The organism is Proteus sp. GOKU (genome assembly GCF_015475555.1).
In the GTDB taxonomy this organism is placed as follows: Bacteria; Pseudomonadota; Gammaproteobacteria; order Enterobacterales; family Enterobacteriaceae; genus Proteus; species Proteus mirabilis_B.
The window spans coordinates 3,235,898-3,258,083 of the sequence record NZ_CP034105.1 but is presented as its reverse complement, the minus strand read 5'-3'; the positions used below and the strand labels follow the sequence as shown (position 1 = coordinate 3,258,083).

General features: G+C 38.2%; 22 protein-coding genes and 1 pseudogene. 19 read left to right on the top strand and 4 right to left on the bottom strand.

Annotated features, from left to right (window positions below; all coding sequences use genetic code 11):
* Nucleotides 1–138 precede the first annotated feature (138 nt).
* From cysG to EHE21_RS14905, 14 genes are all read left to right on the top strand, one after another.
* A complete protein-coding gene (gene cysG, locus EHE21_RS14970) occupies nucleotides 139–1,563 on the top strand; it encodes a siroheme synthase CysG (protein ID WP_194951109.1) in 1,425 nt (474 codons plus the stop codon).
* An 11-nt stretch (nucleotides 1,564–1,574) separates the two neighbouring features.
* Nucleotides 1,575–2,483, top strand: coding sequence for a sulfate adenylyltransferase subunit CysD (cysD, locus tag EHE21_RS14965; protein WP_194951108.1), 909 nt, complete (start codon nucleotides 1,575–1,577; stop codon nucleotides 2,481–2,483).
* An 11-nt stretch (nucleotides 2,484–2,494) separates the two neighbouring features.
* Nucleotides 2,495–3,946 (top strand): sulfate adenylyltransferase subunit CysN, encoded by a 1,452-nt coding sequence (gene cysN / locus EHE21_RS14960; protein ID WP_194951107.1) that lies wholly within the window; start codon nucleotides 2,495–2,497, stop codon nucleotides 3,944–3,946.
* On the top strand, nucleotides 3,946–4,560 hold the full coding sequence (gene cysC, locus EHE21_RS14955; RefSeq protein ID WP_194951106.1) for an adenylyl-sulfate kinase: 615 nt from the start codon (nucleotides 3,946–3,948) through the stop codon (nucleotides 4,558–4,560). The genes cysN and cysC overlap by 1 nt, the downstream gene beginning before the upstream one ends.
* Before the next feature lie 331 nt (nucleotides 4,561–4,891).
* Nucleotides 4,892–5,182, top strand: a complete 291-nt coding sequence (ftsB, locus tag EHE21_RS14950; RefSeq protein WP_036913758.1) for a cell division protein FtsB — start codon at nucleotides 4,892–4,894, stop codon at nucleotides 5,180–5,182.
* Nucleotides 5,183–5,221: 39 nt separating this feature from the next.
* Entirely contained in the window at nucleotides 5,222–5,968 is a 747-nt protein-coding gene (gene ispD / locus EHE21_RS14945) for a 2-C-methyl-D-erythritol 4-phosphate cytidylyltransferase (RefSeq protein WP_194951105.1), read from the top strand.
* Between the two features lie 4 nt (nucleotides 5,969–5,972).
* Entirely contained in the window at nucleotides 5,973–6,458 is a 486-nt protein-coding gene (gene ispF, locus EHE21_RS14940) for a 2-C-methyl-D-erythritol 2,4-cyclodiphosphate synthase (protein WP_023582677.1), read from the top strand.
* Nucleotides 6,455–7,507: a tRNA pseudouridine(13) synthase TruD gene (truD, locus tag EHE21_RS14935; protein ID WP_088494729.1), complete on the top strand. Its 1,053-nt coding sequence runs from the start codon at nucleotides 6,455–6,457 to the stop codon at nucleotides 7,505–7,507. Before ispF ends, truD begins: the two co-directional genes overlap by 4 nt.
* Nucleotides 7,485–8,249: a 5'/3'-nucleotidase SurE gene (gene surE / locus EHE21_RS14930; protein WP_088494730.1), complete on the top strand. Its 765-nt coding sequence runs from the start codon at nucleotides 7,485–7,487 to the stop codon at nucleotides 8,247–8,249. Before truD ends, surE begins: the two co-directional genes overlap by 23 nt.
* On the top strand, nucleotides 8,243–8,869 hold the full coding sequence (locus EHE21_RS14925) for a protein-L-isoaspartate(D-aspartate) O-methyltransferase (RefSeq protein ID WP_075673789.1): 627 nt from the start codon (nucleotides 8,243–8,245) through the stop codon (nucleotides 8,867–8,869). Before surE ends, EHE21_RS14925 begins: the two co-directional genes overlap by 7 nt.
* 153 nt (nucleotides 8,870–9,022) lie before the next feature.
* On the top strand, nucleotides 9,023–10,135 hold the full coding sequence (gene nlpD / locus EHE21_RS14920) for a murein hydrolase activator NlpD (protein ID WP_194951104.1): 1,113 nt from the start codon (nucleotides 9,023–9,025) through the stop codon (nucleotides 10,133–10,135).
* Between the two features lie 687 nt (nucleotides 10,136–10,822).
* Complete coding sequence (gene rpoS, locus EHE21_RS14915; protein ID WP_023582671.1) at nucleotides 10,823–11,806, top strand: RNA polymerase sigma factor RpoS; 984 nt, start codon at nucleotides 10,823–10,825, stop codon at nucleotides 11,804–11,806.
* Nucleotides 11,807–11,976: 170 nt separating this feature from the next.
* Complete coding sequence (locus EHE21_RS14910; RefSeq protein WP_194951103.1) at nucleotides 11,977–13,236, top strand: hypothetical protein; 1,260 nt, start codon at nucleotides 11,977–11,979, stop codon at nucleotides 13,234–13,236.
* Nucleotides 13,233–14,387, top strand: coding sequence for a hypothetical protein (locus EHE21_RS14905; RefSeq protein ID WP_194951102.1), 1,155 nt, complete (start codon nucleotides 13,233–13,235; stop codon nucleotides 14,385–14,387). The genes EHE21_RS14910 and EHE21_RS14905 overlap by 4 nt, the downstream gene beginning before the upstream one ends.
* Before the next feature lie 129 nt (nucleotides 14,388–14,516).
* Here EHE21_RS14905 and mutS read toward each other — a convergent pair whose 3' ends face one another.
* A complete protein-coding gene (mutS, locus tag EHE21_RS14900; RefSeq protein WP_194951101.1) occupies nucleotides 14,517–17,081 on the bottom strand; it encodes a DNA mismatch repair protein MutS in 2,565 nt (854 codons plus the stop codon).
* A gap of 190 nt (nucleotides 17,082–17,271) precedes the next feature.
* Between mutS and EHE21_RS19010 the strand changes: the two genes are divergently transcribed.
* The 3 genes from EHE21_RS19010 to EHE21_RS19000 all read left to right on the top strand — a co-directional run bounded on the left by EHE21_RS19010 (nucleotide 17,272) and on the right by EHE21_RS19000 (nucleotide 18,359).
* Complete coding sequence (locus tag EHE21_RS19010) at nucleotides 17,272–17,409, top strand: hypothetical protein (RefSeq protein WP_324187744.1); 138 nt, start codon at nucleotides 17,272–17,274, stop codon at nucleotides 17,407–17,409.
* Between the two features lie 129 nt (nucleotides 17,410–17,538).
* Nucleotides 17,539–17,847, top strand: coding sequence for a hypothetical protein (locus EHE21_RS19005; RefSeq protein WP_324187743.1), 309 nt, complete (start codon nucleotides 17,539–17,541; stop codon nucleotides 17,845–17,847).
* Nucleotides 17,848–17,849: 2 nt separating this feature from the next.
* Nucleotides 17,850–18,359: a tyrosine-type recombinase/integrase gene (locus EHE21_RS19000; RefSeq protein ID WP_324187742.1), complete on the top strand. Its 510-nt coding sequence runs from the start codon at nucleotides 17,850–17,852 to the stop codon at nucleotides 18,357–18,359.
* A gap of 96 nt (nucleotides 18,360–18,455) precedes the next feature.
* Here the strand turns inward: EHE21_RS19000 and EHE21_RS14890 are convergent, their stop codons facing one another.
* From EHE21_RS14890 to EHE21_RS14880, 3 genes are all read right to left on the bottom strand, one after another.
* Nucleotides 18,456–19,346, bottom strand: coding sequence for a DUF6602 domain-containing protein (locus EHE21_RS14890; protein WP_194951100.1), 891 nt, complete (start codon nucleotides 19,344–19,346; stop codon nucleotides 18,456–18,458).
* 14 nt (nucleotides 19,347–19,360) lie between these two features.
* Nucleotides 19,361–20,326, bottom strand: coding sequence for a hypothetical protein (locus EHE21_RS14885; RefSeq protein WP_194951099.1), 966 nt, complete (start codon nucleotides 20,324–20,326; stop codon nucleotides 19,361–19,363).
* Between the two features lie 64 nt (nucleotides 20,327–20,390).
* A complete protein-coding gene (locus tag EHE21_RS14880; RefSeq protein WP_228766697.1) occupies nucleotides 20,391–20,879 on the bottom strand; it encodes a hypothetical protein in 489 nt (162 codons plus the stop codon).
* Between the two features lie 110 nt (nucleotides 20,880–20,989).
* Between EHE21_RS14880 and EHE21_RS18940 the strand changes: the two genes are divergently transcribed.
* Nucleotides 20,990–21,694, top strand: a complete 705-nt coding sequence (locus EHE21_RS18940; RefSeq protein ID WP_228766696.1) for a hypothetical protein — start codon at nucleotides 20,990–20,992, stop codon at nucleotides 21,692–21,694.
* A 127-nt stretch (nucleotides 21,695–21,821) separates the two neighbouring features.
* Nucleotides 21,822–22,157 (top strand): annotated as a pseudogene (locus EHE21_RS14870) (tyrosine-type recombinase/integrase); the annotation flags it as partial.
* Nucleotides 22,158–22,186: the final 29 nt, after the last annotated feature.

The window sequence follows — 22,186 nt, the reverse complement described above, 5'->3', positions numbered from 1 at the left end:
ATAAATAACTAATTGAAAATACTTTGTTTTCTCTTATTCCTTTCTGTTCCATCACATAGCTTTTTGTCATTTCATAACCTCTAAAGCACCTTTTATAGTCATTAGTTATAAAGTGAACAACGAAGGTGAAATGCGCGTATGGATTACCTACCCTTATTTGTGGAATTAAAAGAACGCCCAGTGTTATTGGTTGGTGGTGGTCATGTTGCTGCGCGTAAAGCTTTACTGTTGTTAAGAGCAGGCGCTAGCTTAAGAGTAATTGCACCTCAGCTATGTGATGAATTACACCTTGCTTATCAGCAAGATAAAATTGAATGGGTATCAGCAAAATATCAATCTGAACATCTATTAGGAATGATGCTTGTGATTGTAGCCACTGATGACAGTGTGCTTAATCAGCAAGTTTATCTTGATGCACAAGCACGGCATATTTTTGTCAATGTGGTGGATTCACAACCTCAATGCTCATTTATTTTTCCGGCAATTATCGATAGAAACCCCATTTTGATTGCCATTTCATCGGCGGGAAAAGCACCCGTTTTGGTGCGTATGATCCGCGAGAAATTAGAAGCCTTATTGCCAAGCTCTTTAGGCGCAATGGCGACAATAGCCGGAAAATGGCGCAATAAAGTGAAACAGCACTTAGAGACTTTTCAAGCTCGTTGTCGTTTTTGGGAGCAAGCCTTCAGTGGTAAATTTGCTTCTTTAGTGGCAAGCGATCAATTAGCACAAGCAGAAGCTTTGCTCGAACAACAATTGAAACAACAAGAGTGCCAACAAGGAGAACTTGCATTAGTTGGGGCTGGTCCCGGTGATGCAGGGTTATTAACACTGCGCGGTTTACAGGTTATTCAACAAGCTGAAGTTGTGCTCTATGACAGTTTAGTGAGTCCAGAGGTTTTAGAGCTTGTTCGCCGTGATGCTGACACTATTTGCGTAGGTAAAAGAGCCGGACACCATAGTATTTCTCAAGAAGAAACCAATGCACTGATCGTGAAATATGCGCAACTTGGCAAACGTGTTGTTCGATTAAAAGGGGGCGATCCCTTTATTTTTGGACGAGGTGGTGAAGAAATTGAAGTTGCTATTGCGCATGGGATCTCTTTTCAAGTAGTACCGGGGATCACGGCTGCAAGCGGAGCGAGTGCCTATGCGGGTATCCCATTAACCCATCGGCAATATGCTCAAAGTGTCACCTTTATGACTGGGCATTGTAAAGCAGATGGGATCGAACCGGATTGGGCATCGTTAGCGCAAGCTAATCACACTCTCGCTATTTATATGGGGACAGCAAAAGCAGAGCTTATTAGCCAGCGTTTAATCAAACTCGGACGTTCTCCATTAACGCCTATCGCCGTGATTAGTTGTGGCACGCGTCGTGATCAGCAAGTCTTCACGGGAAATCTAACACAATTAGCGCAGTTAGCTGAAAAAGCACCGACTCCCGCTTTATTAATTGTTGGGGAAGTCGCTGCACTACATCACCAACTTGCGTGGTTTGGTGACAGACATGCTTATCAATCCTTACCGTCACTCCATTCACCTTTGGTTCATTTTGCCTAAATGAGGTTGTTATGAATGAAACACAGTTAACTCATCTTCAGCAATTAGAAGCAGAAAGTATTTATATTCTGCGCGAAGTTGTCGCTGAATTTGAAAATCCCGTCATGCTTTATTCAATAGGCAAAGATTCCTCGGTGATGTTGCATTTAGCTCGCAAGGCGTTTTATCCCGCGAAATTACCTTTTCCTTTATTGCATGTTGATACAGGCTGGAAATTTCGAGAAATGTATGAATTTCGAGATAAAACGGCTAAAGAATATGGCTTTGATCTTAAAGTTTATCGAAATCCACAAGGTGTAGAGCTTGGAATTAATCCGTTTATTCATGGTAGTGCAAAACACACCGATATCATGAAAACAGAAGGGCTAAAGCAAGCCTTAGATAAATATGGTTTTGATGCAGCATTTGGTGGTGCACGCCGCGATGAAGAAAAATCACGAGCCAAAGAGCGTATTTATTCGTTTAGAGATAGAAAGCATCGCTGGGACCCGAAAAACCAGCGCCCTGAATTATGGAGAAACTATAACGGACAGATTAATAAAGGCGAAAGTATCCGAGTATTTCCGTTATCTAATTGGACAGAACTCGATATTTGGCAATATATCTATTTAGAAAATATCGACATTGTTCCGCTCTATTTTGCAAAAAATAGACCTGTTATTGAGCGTGATGGCACTTTAATTATGGTTGATGACGACAGAATTGATCTAAAACCGGGTGAAGTTATCGCACAGCAAAAAGTGAGATTTAGAACGTTGGGATGCTGGCCATTAACGGGGGCGATCCCTTCTCAAGCAGAAACACTCCCTGCCATTATTGAAGAAATGCTGATTTCCACCAGCAGTGAACGACAAGGGCGTTTAATTGACAGTGATCAGTCGGCATCAATGGAACTGAAAAAACGCCAAGGTTATTTTTAATCGGAGGAAATATGGGACTTTTAGCCATAAAAACGAATCAACTTGTCGCAGGTGAAATTGCACAACAGGGCGGTGTAGAGCGCTATCTCAAGACTCAACAGAATAAAGGATTACTGCGATTTCTAACCTGTGGCAATGTCGATGATGGAAAAAGCACACTAATAGGACGTTTACTTCATGATACAAGGCAGATCTATGAAGATCAGCTTTCTACATTACAAAATGAAAGTAAAAAGATCGGCACTCAAGGTGAAAAACTCGATCTTGCTTTGCTGGTGGATGGATTAGCAGCAGAAAGAGAGCAAGGGATCACTATTGATGTTGCTTATCGCTATTTTTCAACTTCAAAGCGTAAGTTTATTATTGCTGATACACCCGGACATGCTCAATATACCCGCAATATGGCGACAGGTGCATCAACCAGTACGCTTTCTATTCTGCTGATCGATGCTCGAAAAGGTGTACAAGAACAAACTCGACGACACAGTTTTATCAGCACACTCCTTGGGATCCGCCATTTAATCGTTGCAATCAATAAAATGGATCTGGTGGATTATCAGCAAGCAACTTTTGATTCGATCCAACAAGATTATCTTCATTTTGCCGATCAGCTCCCAACGGATCTAACCATTGAGTTTGTCCCTATTTCCGCCCTTGATGGTGACAATGTGGTTTCTCCCTCATTGAATATGCCTTGGTATCAAGGAAAAACATTGCTTTCATTATTGGAAGATGCGCCGGTTAAATTAGGTTCAGACATGCAATTGCTACGTTTTCCTGTGCAATATGTAAATCGCCCAGATTTAGATTTTAGAGGGTACAGCGGTACGGTGTCTTCTGGTGTTCTTTATCAAGGTCAACAAATCAAAGTATTACCTTCGGGGCAACGTTCTACTATCAAACGTATTGTTACTTTTGATGGCGATTTAACACAAGCGAGTGCAGGACAAGCCATCACACTTGTTTTAGCTGATGAAATTGATATTAGTCGAGGGGATATTATCGTTGATGATAACGATACAACTGCCAATATTAGTACTCATGCATTAATTGACGTAGTGTGGATGTCAGAGCAACCCTTAGTGCAAGGGCATACTCTAGACATCAAGATCGCAGGCAAAAAAAGCCGTGCCAAAATAGAGAATATCCATTATCAAGTGGATGTGAATAAGCTCACCCAACAAGTAACAGATAACTTAAGTTTAAATGCGATTGGTAGTGTTGAAGCCTCATTTGAAGAGCCACTGGTGCTGGATAACTATCAAGCTAATGCAGATATGGGGGGGCTTATCTTTATTGATCGACTAAGCAATGTCACAGTTGGCGCTGGGCTTATTCGAGAAACAAGAGATAACGCGATACAAACTACGACACAATATGATGCTTTTGAAGTCGAGTTAAATCAACTTATCCGTCGCCATTTTCCCCATTGGGGAGCGAGAGATCTTCTTGGAGGAAAATAGTGGTGATAAGCAACGATATTATTTGGCATCCTCATAAAATTGGATTAAATGAACGCGAATCACAACAAGCACACAAAGGATGTGTGCTTTGGTTTACAGGTTTATCTGGCTCAGGTAAATCCACACTTGCCGATGCACTAGAACAAGCGCTTTATCAGCATTCACAAAAACATTCACTCATTCATACCTATCTATTGGATGGCGATAACTTACGTCATGGATTATGTCGTGATCTCGGATTTAGTGCTGAAGATAGGCACGAAAATATCCGCCGTGTGGGTGAAGTGGCTAAATTGATGGTAGATGCGGGACTGATTGTCTTAACGGCTTTTATCTCGCCTTACCAAAAAGACAGACAACAAGTTAGAGGAAGCTTTGATCAAGGAAGATTTATTGAGATCTTTGTTGATACACCACTTTCTATTTGTGAAGCCCGTGATCCGAAAGGGCTTTATCAAAAAGCAAGACGCGGTGAGATAAAGCAGTTCTCAGGTATTGATTCGCCTTATGAGCCGCCCATTGATCCTGAATTACATTTAGACGGCACACTTCCTATAAATACCCTTATCCAGCAGATCCTCACATACCTACGGCAAAAACAAATTTACTGTTAATTTTATGATGGTATTAAATTATCTCTACACAAATACCCGATAAAAAGGGGATATGTGTAGAGATAATGTATGTATTTAGAGTAAAAAATGCGTATTACGCCATGCTATTTCAATGCGGATTCACACATTAATTAAGTGTCCATTTATTTATAAATAACCCCCATAGCACTTCATCTTAATAAGAAAAAATCAAACCTTAGTCTGAATTTTATAGAAGTTATTCACGTTTATAGTGAGGATAATAGGAATAATAATGTAATATATTCCAGCACTTTTGTGGCGTCTGTGGTTGAGTTGTGGGATGATTAGCCCATTAATCTTGGGGGTGGTAATGGGGAAATTAACAGTCTTACTTCTGATTTTACTTGGCTGGCTACAATATTCATTGTGGTTAGGTAAAAATGGTATCCATGATTACAACAAAGTAACTCAAGAAGTTGAATCTGCATTGGCGCAAAATACGCAGTTAAAAGAGCGTAATGATCGTCTATTTGCAGAGATTGATGACCTCAATGGCGGGCAAGAAGCACTAGAAGAGCGTGCTCGTAGTGAATTAGGAATGATAAAGCCTAATGAGACATTTTTCCGTATTGTGAGCGATAAATCTCAACCACGTCGTTAATTTATTGAATTAATAGTGTGTCCTGATACAAATATCATAATGAATATAACAAACTCTACTCTTCCTATTGTTGCCGTTATTCCGGCAGCCGGTATCGGAAGTCGAATGCAATCAGTCTGTCCAAAACAATATTTGAAGATTGGCGGATTGACTATTCTTGAACATACCATTAATGCCTTATTGAAACACCCACGTATAACGCAAATTATCGTGGCGATCAGCCCTAATGACAGCTACTTTCACACTTTACCTTTAGCGCAAGATGAAAGAATAATAACGGTTAATGGTGGTGGCGAACGTGCTGACTCAGTATTGTCAGGTTTAGCGTATGTTACTCAACATTTTCCTGAAAACACATGGGCATTAGTTCACGATGCAGCAAGACCTTGCCTACATTTTGGCGATCTTGACCATTTAATTAAACTCATTGATGAAAACGTTATGGAACCTCACTTTTGTGGTGGCATTCTTGCGACACCTGTTCGCGATACAATGAAACGTAGTCATCAACAAGATAATCATATTGAACAAACAGTAGAAAGAACAACGCTATGGCATGCTTTAACGCCACAATTCTTTCCTGCATTGTTATTAAAACAAAATATAGAAAATGCACTCTCTCAAAAAGCAACGATCACTGATGAAGCCTCAGCGATGGAGTTTGCTGGATATGAACCTTTATTAGTTAAAGGTCGTGCAGATAATATCAAAGTTACTCAGCCAGAAGATTTAGCGCTTGCAGAGTTTTTCCTCTCACGCCAAATCACCAGTATAAGGAACACATAATAAAATGAGAATTGGACACGGTTACGACGTACATAAATTTGGCGGTGAAGGCCCTATTATTATTGGCGGTGTCAGAGTTCCTTATGAACAAGGGCTGTTAGCTCACTCTGATGGCGATGTCGTATTACATGCAGTGACAGATGCTATTTTAGGTGCAGTGGCAATGGGTGACATTGGCACATTGTTTCCTGATACCGACCCTGCATACAAAGGTGCAGATAGCCGTGTACTCCTTCGTGAAGCCTTCTCCCGCGTAAGAGCAAAAGGTTACCGAATTGGTAATTTAGATGTCACGATCATTGCTCAGGCTCCAAAAATGCTACCTCATACACCACAAATGCGCGTCAATATCGCAGAAGATCTTCATTGCCACGTTGATGACATCAATGTGAAAGCGACCACAACAGAAAAGCTTGGATTTGTCGGTAGAAAAGAAGGCATTGCCTGTGAAGCCGTTGTTTTACTAATGAAAGAGTCATTACCTGAATGAGTGATTTACCCGAACTCCATTGGTTACATGGAAAACCACAAGCAACAGGTTTATTAAAGTCAATCCCTGAAGATTTTATTGTCTGTGAAGATCTTGGCTTCACCCTTGATGGGGAAGGCGAGCATGTCATGGTGAAAATCAGAAAAACAGGTTGTAATACGGCTTTTGTTGCTGAAAAATTAGCAAAATTTGTTGGGATCCATCCTCGTGATGCCAGTTACGCTGGTCTAAAAGACAGAAATGCAGTGACTGAACAATGGTTTTGTCTGCGTATGCCGGGTAAAGAGATGCCTGATTTCAGCCAGCTCGCTTTAGAAGGTTGTGAAATTCTAGAAACGACTCGTCAACAACGTAAATTACGTATAGGAACACTAAAAGGTAATCACTTTACATTGGTGTTACGAGAGATTTCTGATCGTGATTTTGTTGATGCTCGTTTGGCGCAAATAAAAGCAAAAGGTATCCCCAACTATTTTGGTGCTCAACGATTTGGTCGTAATGGTGATAATTTACGACAAGCCATGCGTTGGGCAACAGACGAAATCCGCGTAAAAGAACGAGGAAAGCGTAGCTTTTACCTCTCCGCAGCCCGTAGTGCGATGTTTAATCATATTGTCAGCAAAAGATTGGAATGTGATTTATATTCAAAAGTGATGCTCGGTGATGCAATGCAACTTCATGGGCGAGGTAGCTGGTTTGTTGTTGATGAAGCAGAACTAGCTCAAACACAAACTCGTTATGAAGAGCACGATGTTCATATTACTGCGCCTTTACCGGGTAAAGGTGATTTAGGTACCCAATCACAAGCATTAGATTTTGAAACTGAAAATCTGGCAGAATATGAAGCCTTCTGGTCGCTAGCTCGACAAGAACGTGTTGATAATACAAGACGTGCTATCAATGTATTACCAGAAAATATGTCATGGAATTGGGTAGACGATACCACTGTTTCTCTGTCATTCTTTTTACCCGCAGGAAGCTTTGCAACTAGCGTTGTACGTGAATTAATTTTATTAGGGAATGATGATGCTGAAAATATTGGTGAGTAATGATGATGGTGTGATGGCAAAGGGGATACAGACCCTCGCTAAAGCGTTACGCCAGCGTTATGATGTACAAATTGTTGCACCTGATCGTAATCGTAGTGCTGCATCTAACTCTTTAACAATCGACAGACCTCTACGCAAGCAAGAGCTTGAAAATGGGGATATTGCAATTGTTGAGGGGACACCAACAGATTGTGTTTATCTTGGTGTAAATCACTTAGTGCGCCCTCGTCCTGATATTGTGGTTTCTGGTATTAATCATGGTCCTAATTTGGGTGATGATGTTATTTATTCAGGTACAGTTGCTGCGGCAACAGAAGGGCGTTTTTTAGGTTTGCCTGCCATTGCTGTTTCACTTGATGGTGAAACGCACTTTGAGACAGCTGCTCAAGTAACTTGTGAAGTCTTGGCAATGTTACAACAAGTACCTTTAAGAGCGGGCAATATTCTAAATATTAACGTACCTGATATTCCTCTTGATGAAGTAAAAGGTTTCCGTATTACACGCTGTGGTAGTCGTCATGCATCACAACATGTTTATACACATACTGATCCTAGAGGGAATAGTCTTTATTGGATTGGGCCTCCAGGCGAAAAAAATGATGTAGGTCCTGATACAGATTTTGCTGCTGTTGATGAAGGTTATGTTTCGATAACCCCATTACATGTTGATTTAACAGCCTATAAAGCACTTGATTTACTACAAAATTGGTTAAATAAAGCAGAGGTCAAAAAAACATGTTAAGTCGGTCAATGAAAGACTTACTGACAATGTTAAAACAACATGGCATCAAGGATGAGAGCCTGTTGGAAGCAATGAGTAAAGTACCTAGAGAGCTTTTTATTGATGAAGCGCTTTCTCATAAGGCTTACGAAAATACGGCTTTGCCTATTGGCAATGGGCAAACTATTTCACAGCCTTATATTGTCGCCAAAATGACAACATTACTGGAATTACAAAGTACAGATTCTGTATTAGAAATTGGTACAGGTTCGGGATATCAAACTGCCGTATTAGCAAATTTAGTCCATCATGTTAGTTCTGTTGAGCGTATAAAGATATTGCAATGGCAAGCTAAACGACGTTTTAAACATCTTGATTTACATAATATCTCGACACGTCATGGTGATGGATGGGAAGGTTGGTCATCAAAAGCCCCTTTTAATGCCATAATAGTGACAGCATGTGCAACAGAAGTACCACAACAGTTATTGATGCAGTTAGCCGATGGTGGCAGGATGATAATACCTGTCGGTGAACAACAACAAATACTGAAGTTTATCCGACGTTTAGGTAATGATTTTCACTACCAATCTATAGAAACAGTTAGATTTGTTCCTTTAATTGCAGGCGAGTTAGCATAACTTCCAGATAAATCTGACCGTTTTTTATTACTGCTTTTTAATAGCTTGTCGTAATCTGCACTAATAAATGAAACATTTTCAAAAAATTGCAGTCTTTTTGTTTAACTCGACAAATTGCTAGATGCTAATGCCTTTTTAAAGGGAGAAGGAAGTATGAATTCAGAAAGCCCAATTAAGCATGTCCGCTGGGCAATCATGTGTTCGGTAATTGGATTTGCATTAACAGGCTGTGCAGATACACCTTATCGTCCTGCACCAATTACCTCTGTAAATGATAGCTCTTCAAATAATACGGTATCAACCGCACCTGTAATGACTAACAGTAATGCGACGCCTATTGAAAGAACTACCCCCTTACAATCGTCACCTCCTCCTTCAATTAAGGTGAACTCCGCTTCGTCTAATGGAGGCGTGGTTCAATCGCAAAGCCAGCCTCGTCCTCAAACATCGGTTGCAGCTCAAAATGTAAGTACTGATGGCACTGGACGCATTGTGTATAACCGTAACTACGAGAGTATTCCTAAAGGAAACTACAACGGTAATACATACACCGTAAAACGTGGTGATACCATGTTTTATATCGCTTGGATAACAGATAGTGATGTAAAAGAACTGGCGTCAATGAATAACATCCCAGAGCCTTATAGCTTAAACGTAGGGCAAGTGTTGAATATTGGTAACCGTCAGGTCAATACGGGAACAAATACCAATGTCAACACATCGGTTATTAATCAATCAAGTAATGCTGGTGTTCAAACGGCGCATACCAAACCAACAAACAATGGTGCAATGGGACCATTAATTACTAAACCAGCAACAACACAACCGAAGACAACGACTCCGCCACCAACAACAAATACCACAACTGCGGCAACACCTGCACCTACGGCGGTTTCTGGTAAGTGGATTTGGCCTGCACAAGGCAACATTATCGAAAGCTATTCAAGTGCGCCGGGTGGTAATAAAGGTATCGATATCGGTGGTACAAAAGGTTCACCAATTGTTGCAACTGCAGCGGGTAAAGTGGTTTATGCAGGTAGTGCATTACGTGGCTATGGTAACCTCGTTATCATCAAGCATAATGACGAATACCTCAGCGCATATGCACATAACGACACCATTTTGGTACGCGAACAGCAAAATGTGAATACAGGTCAGCAAATTGCCACAATGGGTAGCTCTGGAACCAGTTCTGTCCGACTACACTTTGAGATCCGTTATAAAGAAAAATCACTCAACCCAATGAGTTATTTACCTAAGAAATAGGTAAGTGATTTTTTACACGTATAGTGAATAATCCTAAAGTTAAGCCCTCTTTTTTACAAAAAGAAGAGGGCTTTTTCTTATCTGTAATTAATTAAAATATTGAAACAAAATAAATTTTATCTAAGTATAAGTGCTTATTTAAAGATTATTAAAAATGAGAGGTCAATATAAAATTATAGATAACGCTAAATTAGATGGTTGATTCTCAATCAATGAATGCGTATGCTAAAAATTGTTATATAAAAAATGAATAAAGATTCGTTGTTATGAAAAGATGAACTATAAAACAACCTCTTGTTTAGGTAGGTATTTTCTTTATTAGATTATCTTTTTAATAATAGTACGTAATATAAATTATTGGATATTATTTTATTATTATGGATTTTTATTTGTTTTTTTAGATGTAAATAGTCACAAATAGCGCATCAAATGGAGTAATTTTACGTATAGATAAATATACGTAAAATATAATAAAAAAACTGTTAATAACCTGCACTCAATAGTTAAGTTATATATTGAATAAAGAAAGAATAAAATTAACAGTAAAATAGATTATGTTATCTTTTATTTTGTAATTCGTTACAAGGGAAAATCAGTAAACCCGTTGTGTCGTGACACAGCGATAAACTGGTAAACAGACTTTAATTATGAGTCGTTTACCTAAATTATCAAGGGTAGGAGCAGCTGATGAGCCAAAGTACGCTAAGAGTAGACGAGTTATATACAGATGAAATTGAAGAGAACATGGAAGAGTTCGATGAAGTTGCTGCAAAAGAGGCAGAAAATGAGTCTGATGCTCAAGACGAAATTGAACTTATTGAAGGAGTCAACCAGCGTGCGCTCGATGCAACTCAGCTTTATTTAGGAGAAATTGGTTATTCTCCGTTGCTGACCGCGGAAGAAGAAGTTTTCTTTGCCCGTAGAGCGTTGCGAGGCGATATTCCTTCAAGACAACGAATGATAGAAAGTAACCTACGTTTAGTTGTTAAGATCTCTCGTCGTTATACAAACCGAGGTCTTGCCCTGCTTGATTTGATTGAAGAAGGGAACTTAGGACTTATTCGTGCTGTTGAAAAATTCGATCCTGAAAAAGGCTTCCGTTTTTCAACTTATGCGACATGGTGGATACGTCAAACTATTGAACGTGCCATTATGAACCAGACTCGTACTATCCGCCTTCCCATTCATATCGTTAAAGAGCTGAATGTTTATTTAAGAACAGCAAGAGAATTAGCACATAAACTCGATCATGAGCCTAGTGTTGAAGAGATTGCACAAACACTTGATAAACCAGTTGAAGATGTGAGTAAGATGCTGCGTTTAAACGAACGTATTACTTCTGTTGATACCCCAATTGGTGGTGATTCAGATAAAGCCTTACTCGATATTATCTCTGACGAAAATGAAGAAGGGCCGGAAGCAACAATTCAAAATAATAACCTCAAGGAAAATATCATAAAGTGGTTATTTGAATTGAATCCTAAGCAACGTGAAGTATTAGCACGTCGTTTTGGATTATTAGGCTATGAAGCAGAAACTTTAGAAGATGTTGGTAGAGAAATTGGTCTAACAAGAGAAAGAGTTCGTCAAATTCAAGTTGAAGGACTACGCCGCTTAAAAGACATTCTACAAAGTCAGGGATTATGTATTGAAGCACTTTTCAAAGCATAGTTAGCCACCCTTTTTCTGTTTATAGCTTTAATTGACAGATTGTTATTACCAAAGCCGATTAGAGGATTTACTAATCGGCTTTTCTTTATCTTGTATTATGCGATTCAAAACGATAAAACAAGAGCGCAGTCTTGCACCTTGTTAGCCTGATGAAAGTGATAAAGGAAGATATGAAAGATTATTTTTTAAACGTTAAATTAGAACGTTGCGATTTTAACCAAAGTAAAATCTCCCCGAATGGAATGGTGAGATTAATAGCATCAGGTAAAAACTTCTATCTTAATGAAGAGGATTTTGCTAATTCTCAAGATTTTCTTAAACGATTAAAACAAGGCGATGAGCTTAAAATCTGTGCTGAATTATTGAAAGATGGCAGTTTCTGGGTGCAATGGATTTATCATGATACAAAAGGAAGGCTTGAGCCTGAAAGAAAATTCACGCTAACAACAAAACAACAAAAATGGTTATTGCTTGCATTTATTCTGACGCTTGTTGGCGGTTATTGGAGCTATTTTTCGATTCTCCATCTTGAAGTGAATTTCTTTATCGTTGTTTCTATGGTTATTGCATGTGGTGCTGTGATAGCGGGGATCAGTTATATCGGAGAAAAAGCTTATCGCTATTTTCAGCGCACCAGACCTAAACATAGAAAGAGAATAAAAGCATTAGATAAAGTTATCGCCAAGCAAGCCTTGATAGCTCCAGATGGCGAGCATCTCATTATTACTGGAATAAAATCGGCACCATTACCTTCATTGACTGTGAGTAAAAAATCGTTTCCTCAAATAAATCAAAGTAAAGTACAACGAGTTCGAGGAACAATACAAATTCATAGTACTAATAGAATTAAAATGCATCATCGCAACGGCGAGACGGTGATAATGCAAGTATCCTGCCTGATAGATAATCATCCTTTCGTATTAAGTTATAGAGAACGCTCATTTTATTCTGATCATAATCTGTTTCTTGCTAATGGTGATGATGTGGAACTGTTCTTTTGGCAAGCTGAAGATAAGAACTCGGGACCTGTTGTCTTGGGTGTTTATAATCATACAGATAATGGCGCTTATTCAATATCAGGACAAATGTATATTGGTCACCAGCGTACATATCGTTTATCACTGTTAATAGTCGCATTAGTCAGTGTTTTTATTTTCTCAATGGTTGCAAGTTTCTCTATCTCTGATGTTTATGATAATGGCAATTATTGGGATAAATGGGATTGGTATTCTATTGGTGATAGCTTTTTAGGAATGGGGATTATCTATGGCTTAATCATGAGTGGCATAGCCTTTTTAACTGCCTTGTTTTCAAATCTTTATATTTTGTTATCAGAAAAAGGTCATAGCAGTTATCAAACCTATTTTTTACTTCAGCAGCAATGTGTTGAAAGCAAACAACCGCTGTATATTACGGAGCTGCGCCAATGAATCCTTTTTTCCGTAAGCCTTTTATTATTATCACAAGTTTATTTATTTTAAGCTTATTGCTTTTTTATGGCGTGCTTTTTCATGGATTCGCTTCTAAGTGGCAATGGAAAAATGAGAACTCTTCTGAATTATCTTCATACCCTTACTCTCACTATGATTGGCGTAATACTTTTTATGCTTCTAGCGGGATGTTAATTAAAACTGAATCTGATAGTGGGCGATATGATGTAGATATTTATGGCAGACTTCATCGCCAAGATAACCAGAGAAAATATACGTTGTACTTTTCTGATAAAGAAGGTATGCGCTTTGTATCACAAGGTCAAGGTAGCTTTTATAACGCTTACTGTATTGTTGATAAATGTGTTTTATTTACAGAGCAGGGACGACAAACTATAGATTTGACAGAGTTTACAGTAGCAGATTTAATTCCTTGGCAAGAGACTAACAATGGTTATTATCGTTTTCCTTTAGCGCTTATTGGTGGAAAATTACTCTTTTCACAAACAACATCGCAATTAGTATTAGTTGATAATAAGACGATATTAACAAGTTTAGATGAAGGCGAAAGTTGGGAATATTCAGTTAATACTGAAGATCTGGTGAAGCAATATTACGCTGAAGATTTCGGTGAGTTTACACAATTTCATTACGCTCTATCAGGTGATTCCCTCATTATTTTTTATAATCACCATTACACTACAAATACGTTAGAAATCACGCTAAATTTAGTGAATAAAGAAGTGACAAAAACGCGCTGGCTCCCTTTGCGTGTTAAAGAAGTTGCCCAAAATGCTAATGGTGATACCTATCTTATCACTCAACACGCTTCTCGTGATCTCTATTCTGTTGTTCGACGTCAATCTGATGGGAATTTAACCACTTTCTATGAAAGTGGTTATAAATATATAAATGATTTAATGGTAAGTAATGACAGCTTAATTCTAAATAAAGGTTATAACGATGATAAAGTCACGTTAGTTTTTTCATTGAAAACAAAAGATTATACATCTTATGAGAAAGTTACTGATGATATGATGTTTAACCCTGCTTTATCATCATTTGTTCGCTTATTTGACAACTATGGTGATAAAGACACTTTATTGTTATTGGGTGAGCGACTGAAATATAGCCATGCTTCAATTAATTAATTCTGTATTTATCTTTGATTATCTTAGTTTGAAAAATTAAAAAGTCAGCCATAAAAAAGGCTCTGTAAAATCAAACAGAGCCTTTTTGCTATCAGTATTTAGTATTTAGTATTTAGCATTTAGTGTGACTTATTTTGCCATCTCTTTTAAACGATAGAGTTGTTCTAATGCTTGTCGAGGTGTTAACGCATCAGGATCGATTTTATCTAATGCTAATTCAATGGCAGAAGGCTCAGCTTCTGTTAATAACATCAGCTGTGACGTTTCAACATGACCAGAGCCAGTATGACCTGATAGCATTTCAAGCTCTTTTAATTTCTGCTTAGCGCGACGGATCACCTCTTTTGGTACACCCGCTAATGATGCAACGGCTAAACCATAGCTTTTACTTGCAGCACCTTCTTGGACGCTGTGCATAAAGGCAATAGTATCGCCATGTTCAACAGCATCTAAGTGAATGTTTGCAGTACCTTCAAGTTTTTCAGGTAGTGTCGTTAATTCAAAATAGTGGGTTGCAAAGAGAGTCATCGCTTTAATGCGATTTGCTAAGTTTTCAGCACAAGCCCAAGCCAGAGATAATCCGTCATAAGTGGATGTACCCCGACCAATTTCATCCATTAAGACTAAGCTGTTTTCTGTCGCATTGTGCAAAATATTGGCGGTTTCTGTCATTTCAACCATAAAAGTAGAACGTCCAGAAGCAAGATCATCAGAAGCACCGACACGCGTAAAGATTCGATCGACTGGACCAATTAAGGCTTTTTCAGCAGGTACAAAGCTACCAATATAAGCAAGTAAAGTAATTAATGCTGCTTGGCGCATATAAGTACTTTTACCGCCCATATTAGGGCCTGTAATGATCAATAAACGACGTTGAGGTGCTAATTGTAATGGATTCGAAATAAACGGTTCGCTAAGGACTTGTTCAACAACAGGGTGACGTCCACCAGTGATTTGAATGCCTGTTTTTTCACTCAATTCTGGGCGAGTATAATTTAATGATTCAGCTCGCTCAGCAAGGTTAGAAAGAACATCTGTTTCAGCTAAAGCCTCTGCACTAATTTGTAATGCTGTAAGGTGAGGTAATAGCTTTTCAAAAATCTCTTCATAAAGCATTTTTTCGATAGCTAATGCCTTACCTTTAGAAGTTAATACCTTGTCTTCATACTCTTTTAATTCGGGAATGATATAACGTTCAGCATTTTTCAACGTTTGACGACGAACATAGTGCATAGGCACTAAATTGCTTTGCCCGCGACTGACTTGGATGTAATAGCCATGTACACCATTAAAGCCAACTTTTAGAGTATCAATACCCCATTTTTCTCGTTCACGGATTTCAAGTTTATCAAGGTAATCACTTGCACCATCGGCTAATGCACGCCATTCATCTAACTCGGCATTATAGCCAGAGGCAATAACACCACCGTCACGTACTAATACAGGTGGTGTTTCAACAATGGCGTGTTCGAGTAATTCACATAATTCATCGAACTGGCTAATACGCTTTTGTAATTCTTTAATATAAGGCATATCAGCTTGTTCAAGCACTTGATGAATATCGTGATATTGCTGGAAAGCATGGCGCATACGAGAAAGATCACGAGGACGTGCGGAGCGTAGAGCTAAACGTGCTAAGACTCGCTCTAGATCACCAACTTGTCGTAAAAAAGGTTGCAGTTCAAAATAGAGAGGCTGTAATGCACTAATAGCATCTTGACGTTTGATAAGTTGTTCACGTTGGCGCAAAGGCGAGTGTATCCAACGTTTCAGCATGCGGCTTCCCATAGGGGTAACACAAAGGTCAAGTACGGATGCGAGTGTGTTATCCGTTCCACCTGCAAGATTTTGAGTTAATTCGAGATTACGACGAGTTGCCGCGTCTAAAATAATTGAATCTTGAGGGCGTTCCATAGTGATGCTACGAATATGGGGCAATGCAGTGCGTTGTGTATCTTTCACATATTGTAATAAGCACCCAGCAGCACAGAGTGCCAACTGTGCATTTTCAACACCAAAGCCTGTTAAATCACGAGTACCAAATTGCAGATTCAGTTGTTGTCTTGCTGTTTCTGGTTCAAATTCCCAAATAGGGCGACGGCGCAAGCCTTGCTGGCGCTCAATCAGTGCCATCGACTCAAAAGTTTCTGGATAGAGTAATTCAGCTGGATGAGTACGTTGCAATTCGGCAATCATGCTTTCACTATCTGGCATTTCAGTAACACGAAAACGCCCTGATGTGATATCTAACGTTGCATAACCAAATGCGCCATTCTTATCTTGCCAAATAGCGGCTAAAAGGTTGTCTTGGCGCTCTTCAAGTAAGGCTTCATCAGTGACAGTACCCGGCGTTACAATACGAATAACTTTGCGCTCAACTGGGCCTTTACTGGTTGCAGGATCGCCAATTTGTTCACAAATAGCGACAGATTCTCCTAGTTGAACTAATTTAGCGAGATAGTTTTCAACAGCATGATGCGGAACGCCTGCCATAGGAATAGGCTGGCCTGCGGACTGACCTCGTTTTGTTAATGAAATATCTAATAAGCGAGAGGCTTTTTTAGCATCATCAAAAAACAGTTCATAAAAGTCACCCATACGATAGAACAGTAAGATTTCAGGATGCTCTGCTTTAATTTTAAGATACTGCTGCATCATTGGTGTGTGGGAGTCTAAGTGTTGAATGTCAGTCATGTTGTTGTCTGTCTTAACGTATTGAATTTTGAGTTATTTGTGAAAATCTGTTGTTACACCGCATATCGTTCTATTTCACAAGCATTGTATGATCATATCACAAGGTTTCAGTTCATTGTTTTAATTATCTTATAGTCAGCACTAAACAAGATAACACTTATGAGCTAAAAGTAGTCAGCAAAATGAGGCCATGAAACCGAATAGTAAAGCTAGGGCTGATACGGGTGAGAATACAGGTTTACGTGTATTTTGTGGCGCAACAGGCATTAAGACATTTTTCTACCGTTATAGTAGCTCAATTACACAAACTTACCCAGCCAAGGATTAGTAATTTTACTCAAACTTCATTGATTGAAGGAGGCGAGAGCCAAATTACAAGAGTTAAAACAACTACACCAATTAGATCGATTCCCTTCTACAGAGTTAAAAGAAAAAACTGAATAAAAAACAGGAATAGTTGCAGTCTTATAAAACACATTTAACAGTAAAGGAACTTGTTGAACTTTATTTAGTTGAACGGATTGAAGATCGTAAAGGTAAAGATGGTAAAACAATTTCTGGCTCAAGAAAGAAGAAAGGGCAAATAGATGTTCGTCGTATGCTTGAAGCTGATGCTGTCCGTGTTTTAGGTGAGTTTATGGCGCATGAGGTGACCCGAAAAGATGTGATAGAACTCATGCGTAAACTGTCGGTAGCCTATGAGTTTGCAATCGGTCTAGGTACTTTGATGATAATTTTGCTAACCCCGCTTTATTGGCGAAATTGAGCTTGCAGCAAGCTAAGTTTAAGCTAACCAGTAATAAAGGTATTCGCTATTTAGACGATAACGAATTCAAGAAATTTCTATCATGGTTGCCTAGTTCTGTTTACACAAATGTTGTGAAAAATGTTTTTCGTCTGACGCTTTGGACGGGTTGCCGAACAGGTGAAGTGTGCGCAATGGCTTGGGATGATGTGGATCTTGAAAAAGGCACTATTCATTTGAAAGAAACTAAGACAGGAATTGAACGCTACGTACAATTGCCTCATCAAGCAATCACCTACTTGAAATCAATGCGCATGAACTCCGATAAATACCTTTTTCCATCTCAAGTAACCAAGTTACCCATTCAGCAAAAGTATCTAACAGAATGTGCATGGCGTTTACGTAAAGAAGACAAAATGTTAGATATCCCTGATTGGTCACCTCATGATTTACGTCGAACAGTACGTATGATTTATATCGTTATGAGAGTGAATGTAAGGTGTGGTTGCAGAAGTGGGCGGATCATATGGTGAGAATATGATATATAGTGCCATAATCTGGTAATTATCTGAGTATAATAATTGCTTGATGCTAGATTTATACCTCATTAATATGAGGTATAAAAATTATCAAATCGGGGTTAACTGATATTTACGATTTATAGCATCTGAAAAAATAGTATGTCTTTTGGCATTTCTTTTTAAGTTTTGAACTAAGCCAACCAAATATGTATTTAAATTATCCATATTATCTAATAATTCTCCTATATTATTTAATATGGTATAGATATCATCCAACTCAGGAGAGGCAAACTGATTCAGTCTGGATGTAATGGCAGTGTATAACCAAAGAAGAGCTAAAGCGGATTTTTCTGACTGGTTAGTGCAACAAACTGTAAAACCATTGTATTCCCCTGATGTGAGAGATTGTTGAAAACTAACTTGTTCTGAAAATAAGGGAGAATATCGAGTGATTATAACGCCGGATTCTAGCAATAATATATAATCAGGCAACCAATCTTTACTAATTAAATTGTCAATAAATAATTTATCAATATCTTTCCCTAAGTTATTACAGCCACATACAACAATTGAGATAGGTGGTGATATATTAGTTTTCATAGAAGTATCTATCATGTCCTTCCATTTTGAAAAAGAACTGTGAGACTGTTCAATGGCATTATTTAATTGGCTATAAGAGTTTTTTAGTTGAATTGTAGTAATAACTGATGTAAATGGGAGTACAGGTTTTTTTTGTTGGCTCATTTCTAAGTTAAATGATTCACGAGCTAGACTGATTATAATATCAATCTCATTACTAATTTGAGAGTCAGGACTATAAAAATATCCATTCTTTACTAAATATGTAGGTGGTAATTGCCTAGTTAGCATATCCATAAATGCTTTTTCAAAAGGAGCTCCACTATCTGCGATATTTTGCATATCATGAAGTGCTTTTCCTTGAGCAACAGCGCCTAATAGTTCACTCAAGTTGACTTGAAACTGTTTCAATAAATCCATGATATTTCCAATAATTATTTTATCACTTGATTAAACCTTGGGTGATTTTTTATAAGATATGGTTTTATTCTATCTATAGAATCTTTGCTTCTGGGATCTCCAAAAAATTTTACACGTTGAATAGAATCATTTTGTTTATTTAATTTAACTCTATCTGTATATTCATCAGCAATCATCGTACATGATACTGTAGTCATTTTATCAGAACTGGATTTAATTTTAACATTACAAGATGTATAAAATACAACAGCGTCAATCTTACCACTCAAAATTATTTTATTAAATATTTGTTTATATCCTTCCATTTCTTTAGTTAAGAAATTATGTAATTCTTTATAGACTATTTCTTTATTATCAATCTCTTCTGATAACCTTCTTTTTTTGTAATCTAAATGAGGTTCAATATTAAAGGCAACAATTCCATTAAAGGGTACAAAATCATTTTTTTTAGATTCATCTTTATTTCTCCCACCTAAACGAACTTGTCTATATCCAGAGCGTAATTGACTTTTGAAATTTTCTGATTTATTTATGGTTTTGCATGCAATATAATAAGGTCCACAAGGAAGGGTTGCAATTATATCTGGTTCACCGAGTGAAACAGATAACCCTAATTCTTTTAAATAAAGAAAATATTCCAATTCAAATACTGCATCTTTACCTTTAGAGTGAGTGGTGGTGTTAAGTTCTAAATTTTCGGTAGCAATTCTGTGTAGAATTTCTGTAAATTGTTTAGGGGATTCATTAGAGCAAGCCAAAATAGCTTCAAATATTCTTTTTGCTGTAATAATTTTTAATTTTATATTGACGTTAGAATTTTCGAACATATTACTAGCATTATCGCACAATATGAGCATGTTATATAAATCTTTATTTTTTCTTATTTTAATTTTGAGTTTGGAGTATATTTTTCTGACTTCATAACTCATTTTTTCAAGTTCTTTAAAACTGGTGAAAATATATTTATAGTCATTTTTCATTAATTTTCTCACAATTAAGTTTATTTCTATTAATAATAAGAAATTATTTGGGTTATGTATATAGTTAAAGATTAAATAAAAGATTAAATAAAAGCCGACTTTTCCAATAAATCAAATACCTTAAATAATCCCCACCATCCTCTTGCAGCCCATGTACCAACGGTTTCATACTTTTATGGAGTAAGTCAGGCCACTCGCCAACCCCTTTTGGTTGATGAATATTTTCCTCACATAGGTTTTCCCATCCAGCCTCATTTGGCACCCATAAGCCTTGCCACTCTTCTTGTACGATACGGGGTAGCTTCCAGAAGGGCTGATAGCTAATACGCCCATGCTGCCGCAGTATGTCTAGTGGGGTTTCAGGGCGCAGCGTGGCAAGAAAACGGTAAGAACTGGCGTTGTTGCGGAGTGTGTCCTGATAAATGTCATCGCTGTGGGTATCAATCAGGTGTTCAAAGGGTGAAACAGATCCCAATACATTGGCTGTACTGCCGTCTATCTTGATTACTTCAACCCAGACTACAATACATTGCCAGACGATAGCCTGAATCAAACAATGGTATTCTAGGGATTGAGTATCCAGTGGTGAATCAGGGAATAACGGTGTTTGTGCTGTCTCAATAGGTTCTGCAAAGACTGATGTATTGAAAGAGAGGTAGTGAGTTGGGTGGCCGTTCTTTTGAATTAGGTACAGGTTTTCAATATTTACCCAGCAAGATGAAATGGGCATATTTAGTCAATGGGTACAATTATGATATTAAAGGCTGTCAGTTGGCTATCTTAGAGCAAGAATTCAAGAAATATGGTATTGGCACTGACCCGCTATCAGTACTAGAAACTGACGTTATCAAAGATACACTAGGGGTAGATGATGACCTCATTAAAACTATCCGTTATGGCTCGATATTCAATGCAGGTTCTGTTAGTTCGTCACCGAAAGGAAGTATGGCGAAAAAGCTAAAAAAGCTTTATTCCGACGATTATGTATCAGAAATGCTGAAACATTGGGAGTTAGAAACGAAAGAGCTTCGCGAAAGCATAAATCAACTCCTTGACGAGTATCTAAAAACAGGAAAGAAAAATAGGTATGGGCTTTTTGTCGTGAATGCGGTTGAGCAACCATTTAATACGACAAAGCGAAAAACAAAAAATGGGGAATGGAAAAAGTGGCGTCGTGATGTGATGCGACGTAAGCTACTCGCGCATATGATACAAGGGCTAGAAAGCCGTGTAGTCTATGATTATGTAAGCTCGCACAGCGGTGTTTGTGCGCTAGAACATGATGGATTTGTGAGTTTGCATGAACTGTCTGATGGTGATTGGATGCACCCATATTTGGAGATAGTATTGAAGCATCATTGTTTATAGTGAATCGAAATTAAATTTTTGGGAGCAGGTACTATCTCCATGGCACAGAATCATACTTAATTAAGTGGCAGTTCTGTGCCAGAAACGGACATAGAAAACACGATGTTATAAGATTAGGTGCATATCTCCGATCGCATTCATTGGACGTAATGATCGTACTAAGCCGATCTCAAAGGAAAGCATTAATCAGGTAATTGAGCTATTAGGATAAAAAGGAAGGCTGACGGGGAATGGTTTTCGTCACACATTGAGTACCATTCTGCACGAAGAAGGATTCAACTCTGCATGGATCGAAACACAGCTTGCACATGTGGATCAGAACGCTATTCACGGGGCTTACAATCATGCACAGTATTTGGAAGGGAGACAACAAATGATGCAGTGGTATAGTGATTACATAGATAGCTTGTCTAGAAATAAACTTCCGCAATTTTTTCTTCAAAAAAAGCAGTATGAACAATAAATCTAGTTGATGCATACAAAGGTTTATTG

What these genes read in the sequence shown, in the direction of transcription:
- truD (WP_088494729.1), top strand. Translation starts at nt 6,455, where the DNA reads ATGAGTGATTTACCCGAACTCCATTGGTTACATGGAAAACCACAAGCA.
- surE (WP_088494730.1), top strand. Translation starts at nt 7,485, where the DNA reads ATGCTGAAAATATTGGTGAGTAATGATGATGGTGTGATGGCAAAGGGG.
- ftsB (WP_036913758.1), top strand. Translation starts at nt 4,892, where the DNA reads ATGGGGAAATTAACAGTCTTACTTCTGATTTTACTTGGCTGGCTACAA.
- nlpD (WP_194951104.1), top strand. Translation starts at nt 9,023, where the DNA reads ATGAATTCAGAAAGCCCAATTAAGCATGTCCGCTGGGCAATCATGTGT.
- rpoS (WP_023582671.1), top strand. Translation starts at nt 10,823, where the DNA reads ATGAGCCAAAGTACGCTAAGAGTAGACGAGTTATATACAGATGAAATT.
- ispF (WP_023582677.1), top strand. Translation starts at nt 5,973, where the DNA reads ATGAGAATTGGACACGGTTACGACGTACATAAATTTGGCGGTGAAGGC.
- EHE21_RS14925 (WP_075673789.1), top strand. Translation starts at nt 8,243, where the DNA reads ATGTTAAGTCGGTCAATGAAAGACTTACTGACAATGTTAAAACAACAT.
- cysG (WP_194951109.1), top strand. Translation starts at nt 139, where the DNA reads ATGGATTACCTACCCTTATTTGTGGAATTAAAAGAACGCCCAGTGTTA.
- cysN (WP_194951107.1), top strand. Translation starts at nt 2,495, where the DNA reads ATGGGACTTTTAGCCATAAAAACGAATCAACTTGTCGCAGGTGAAATT.
- EHE21_RS14890 (WP_194951100.1), bottom strand. Translation starts at nt 19,346, where the DNA reads ATGGATTTATTGAAACAGTTTCAAGTCAACTTGAGTGAACTATTAGGC.
- EHE21_RS19010 (WP_324187744.1), top strand. Translation starts at nt 17,272, where the DNA reads ATGAAACCGAATAGTAAAGCTAGGGCTGATACGGGTGAGAATACAGGT.
- EHE21_RS14885 (WP_194951099.1), bottom strand. Translation starts at nt 20,326, where the DNA reads ATGAAAAATGACTATAAATATATTTTCACCAGTTTTAAAGAACTTGAA.
- ispD (WP_194951105.1), top strand. Translation starts at nt 5,222, where the DNA reads ATGAATATAACAAACTCTACTCTTCCTATTGTTGCCGTTATTCCGGCA.
- mutS (WP_194951101.1), bottom strand. Translation starts at nt 17,081, where the DNA reads ATGACTGACATTCAACACTTAGACTCCCACACACCAATGATGCAGCAG.
- cysD (WP_194951108.1), top strand. Translation starts at nt 1,575, where the DNA reads ATGAATGAAACACAGTTAACTCATCTTCAGCAATTAGAAGCAGAAAGT.
- EHE21_RS14910 (WP_194951103.1), top strand. Translation starts at nt 11,977, where the DNA reads ATGAAAGATTATTTTTTAAACGTTAAATTAGAACGTTGCGATTTTAAC.
- EHE21_RS14905 (WP_194951102.1), top strand. Translation starts at nt 13,233, where the DNA reads ATGAATCCTTTTTTCCGTAAGCCTTTTATTATTATCACAAGTTTATTT.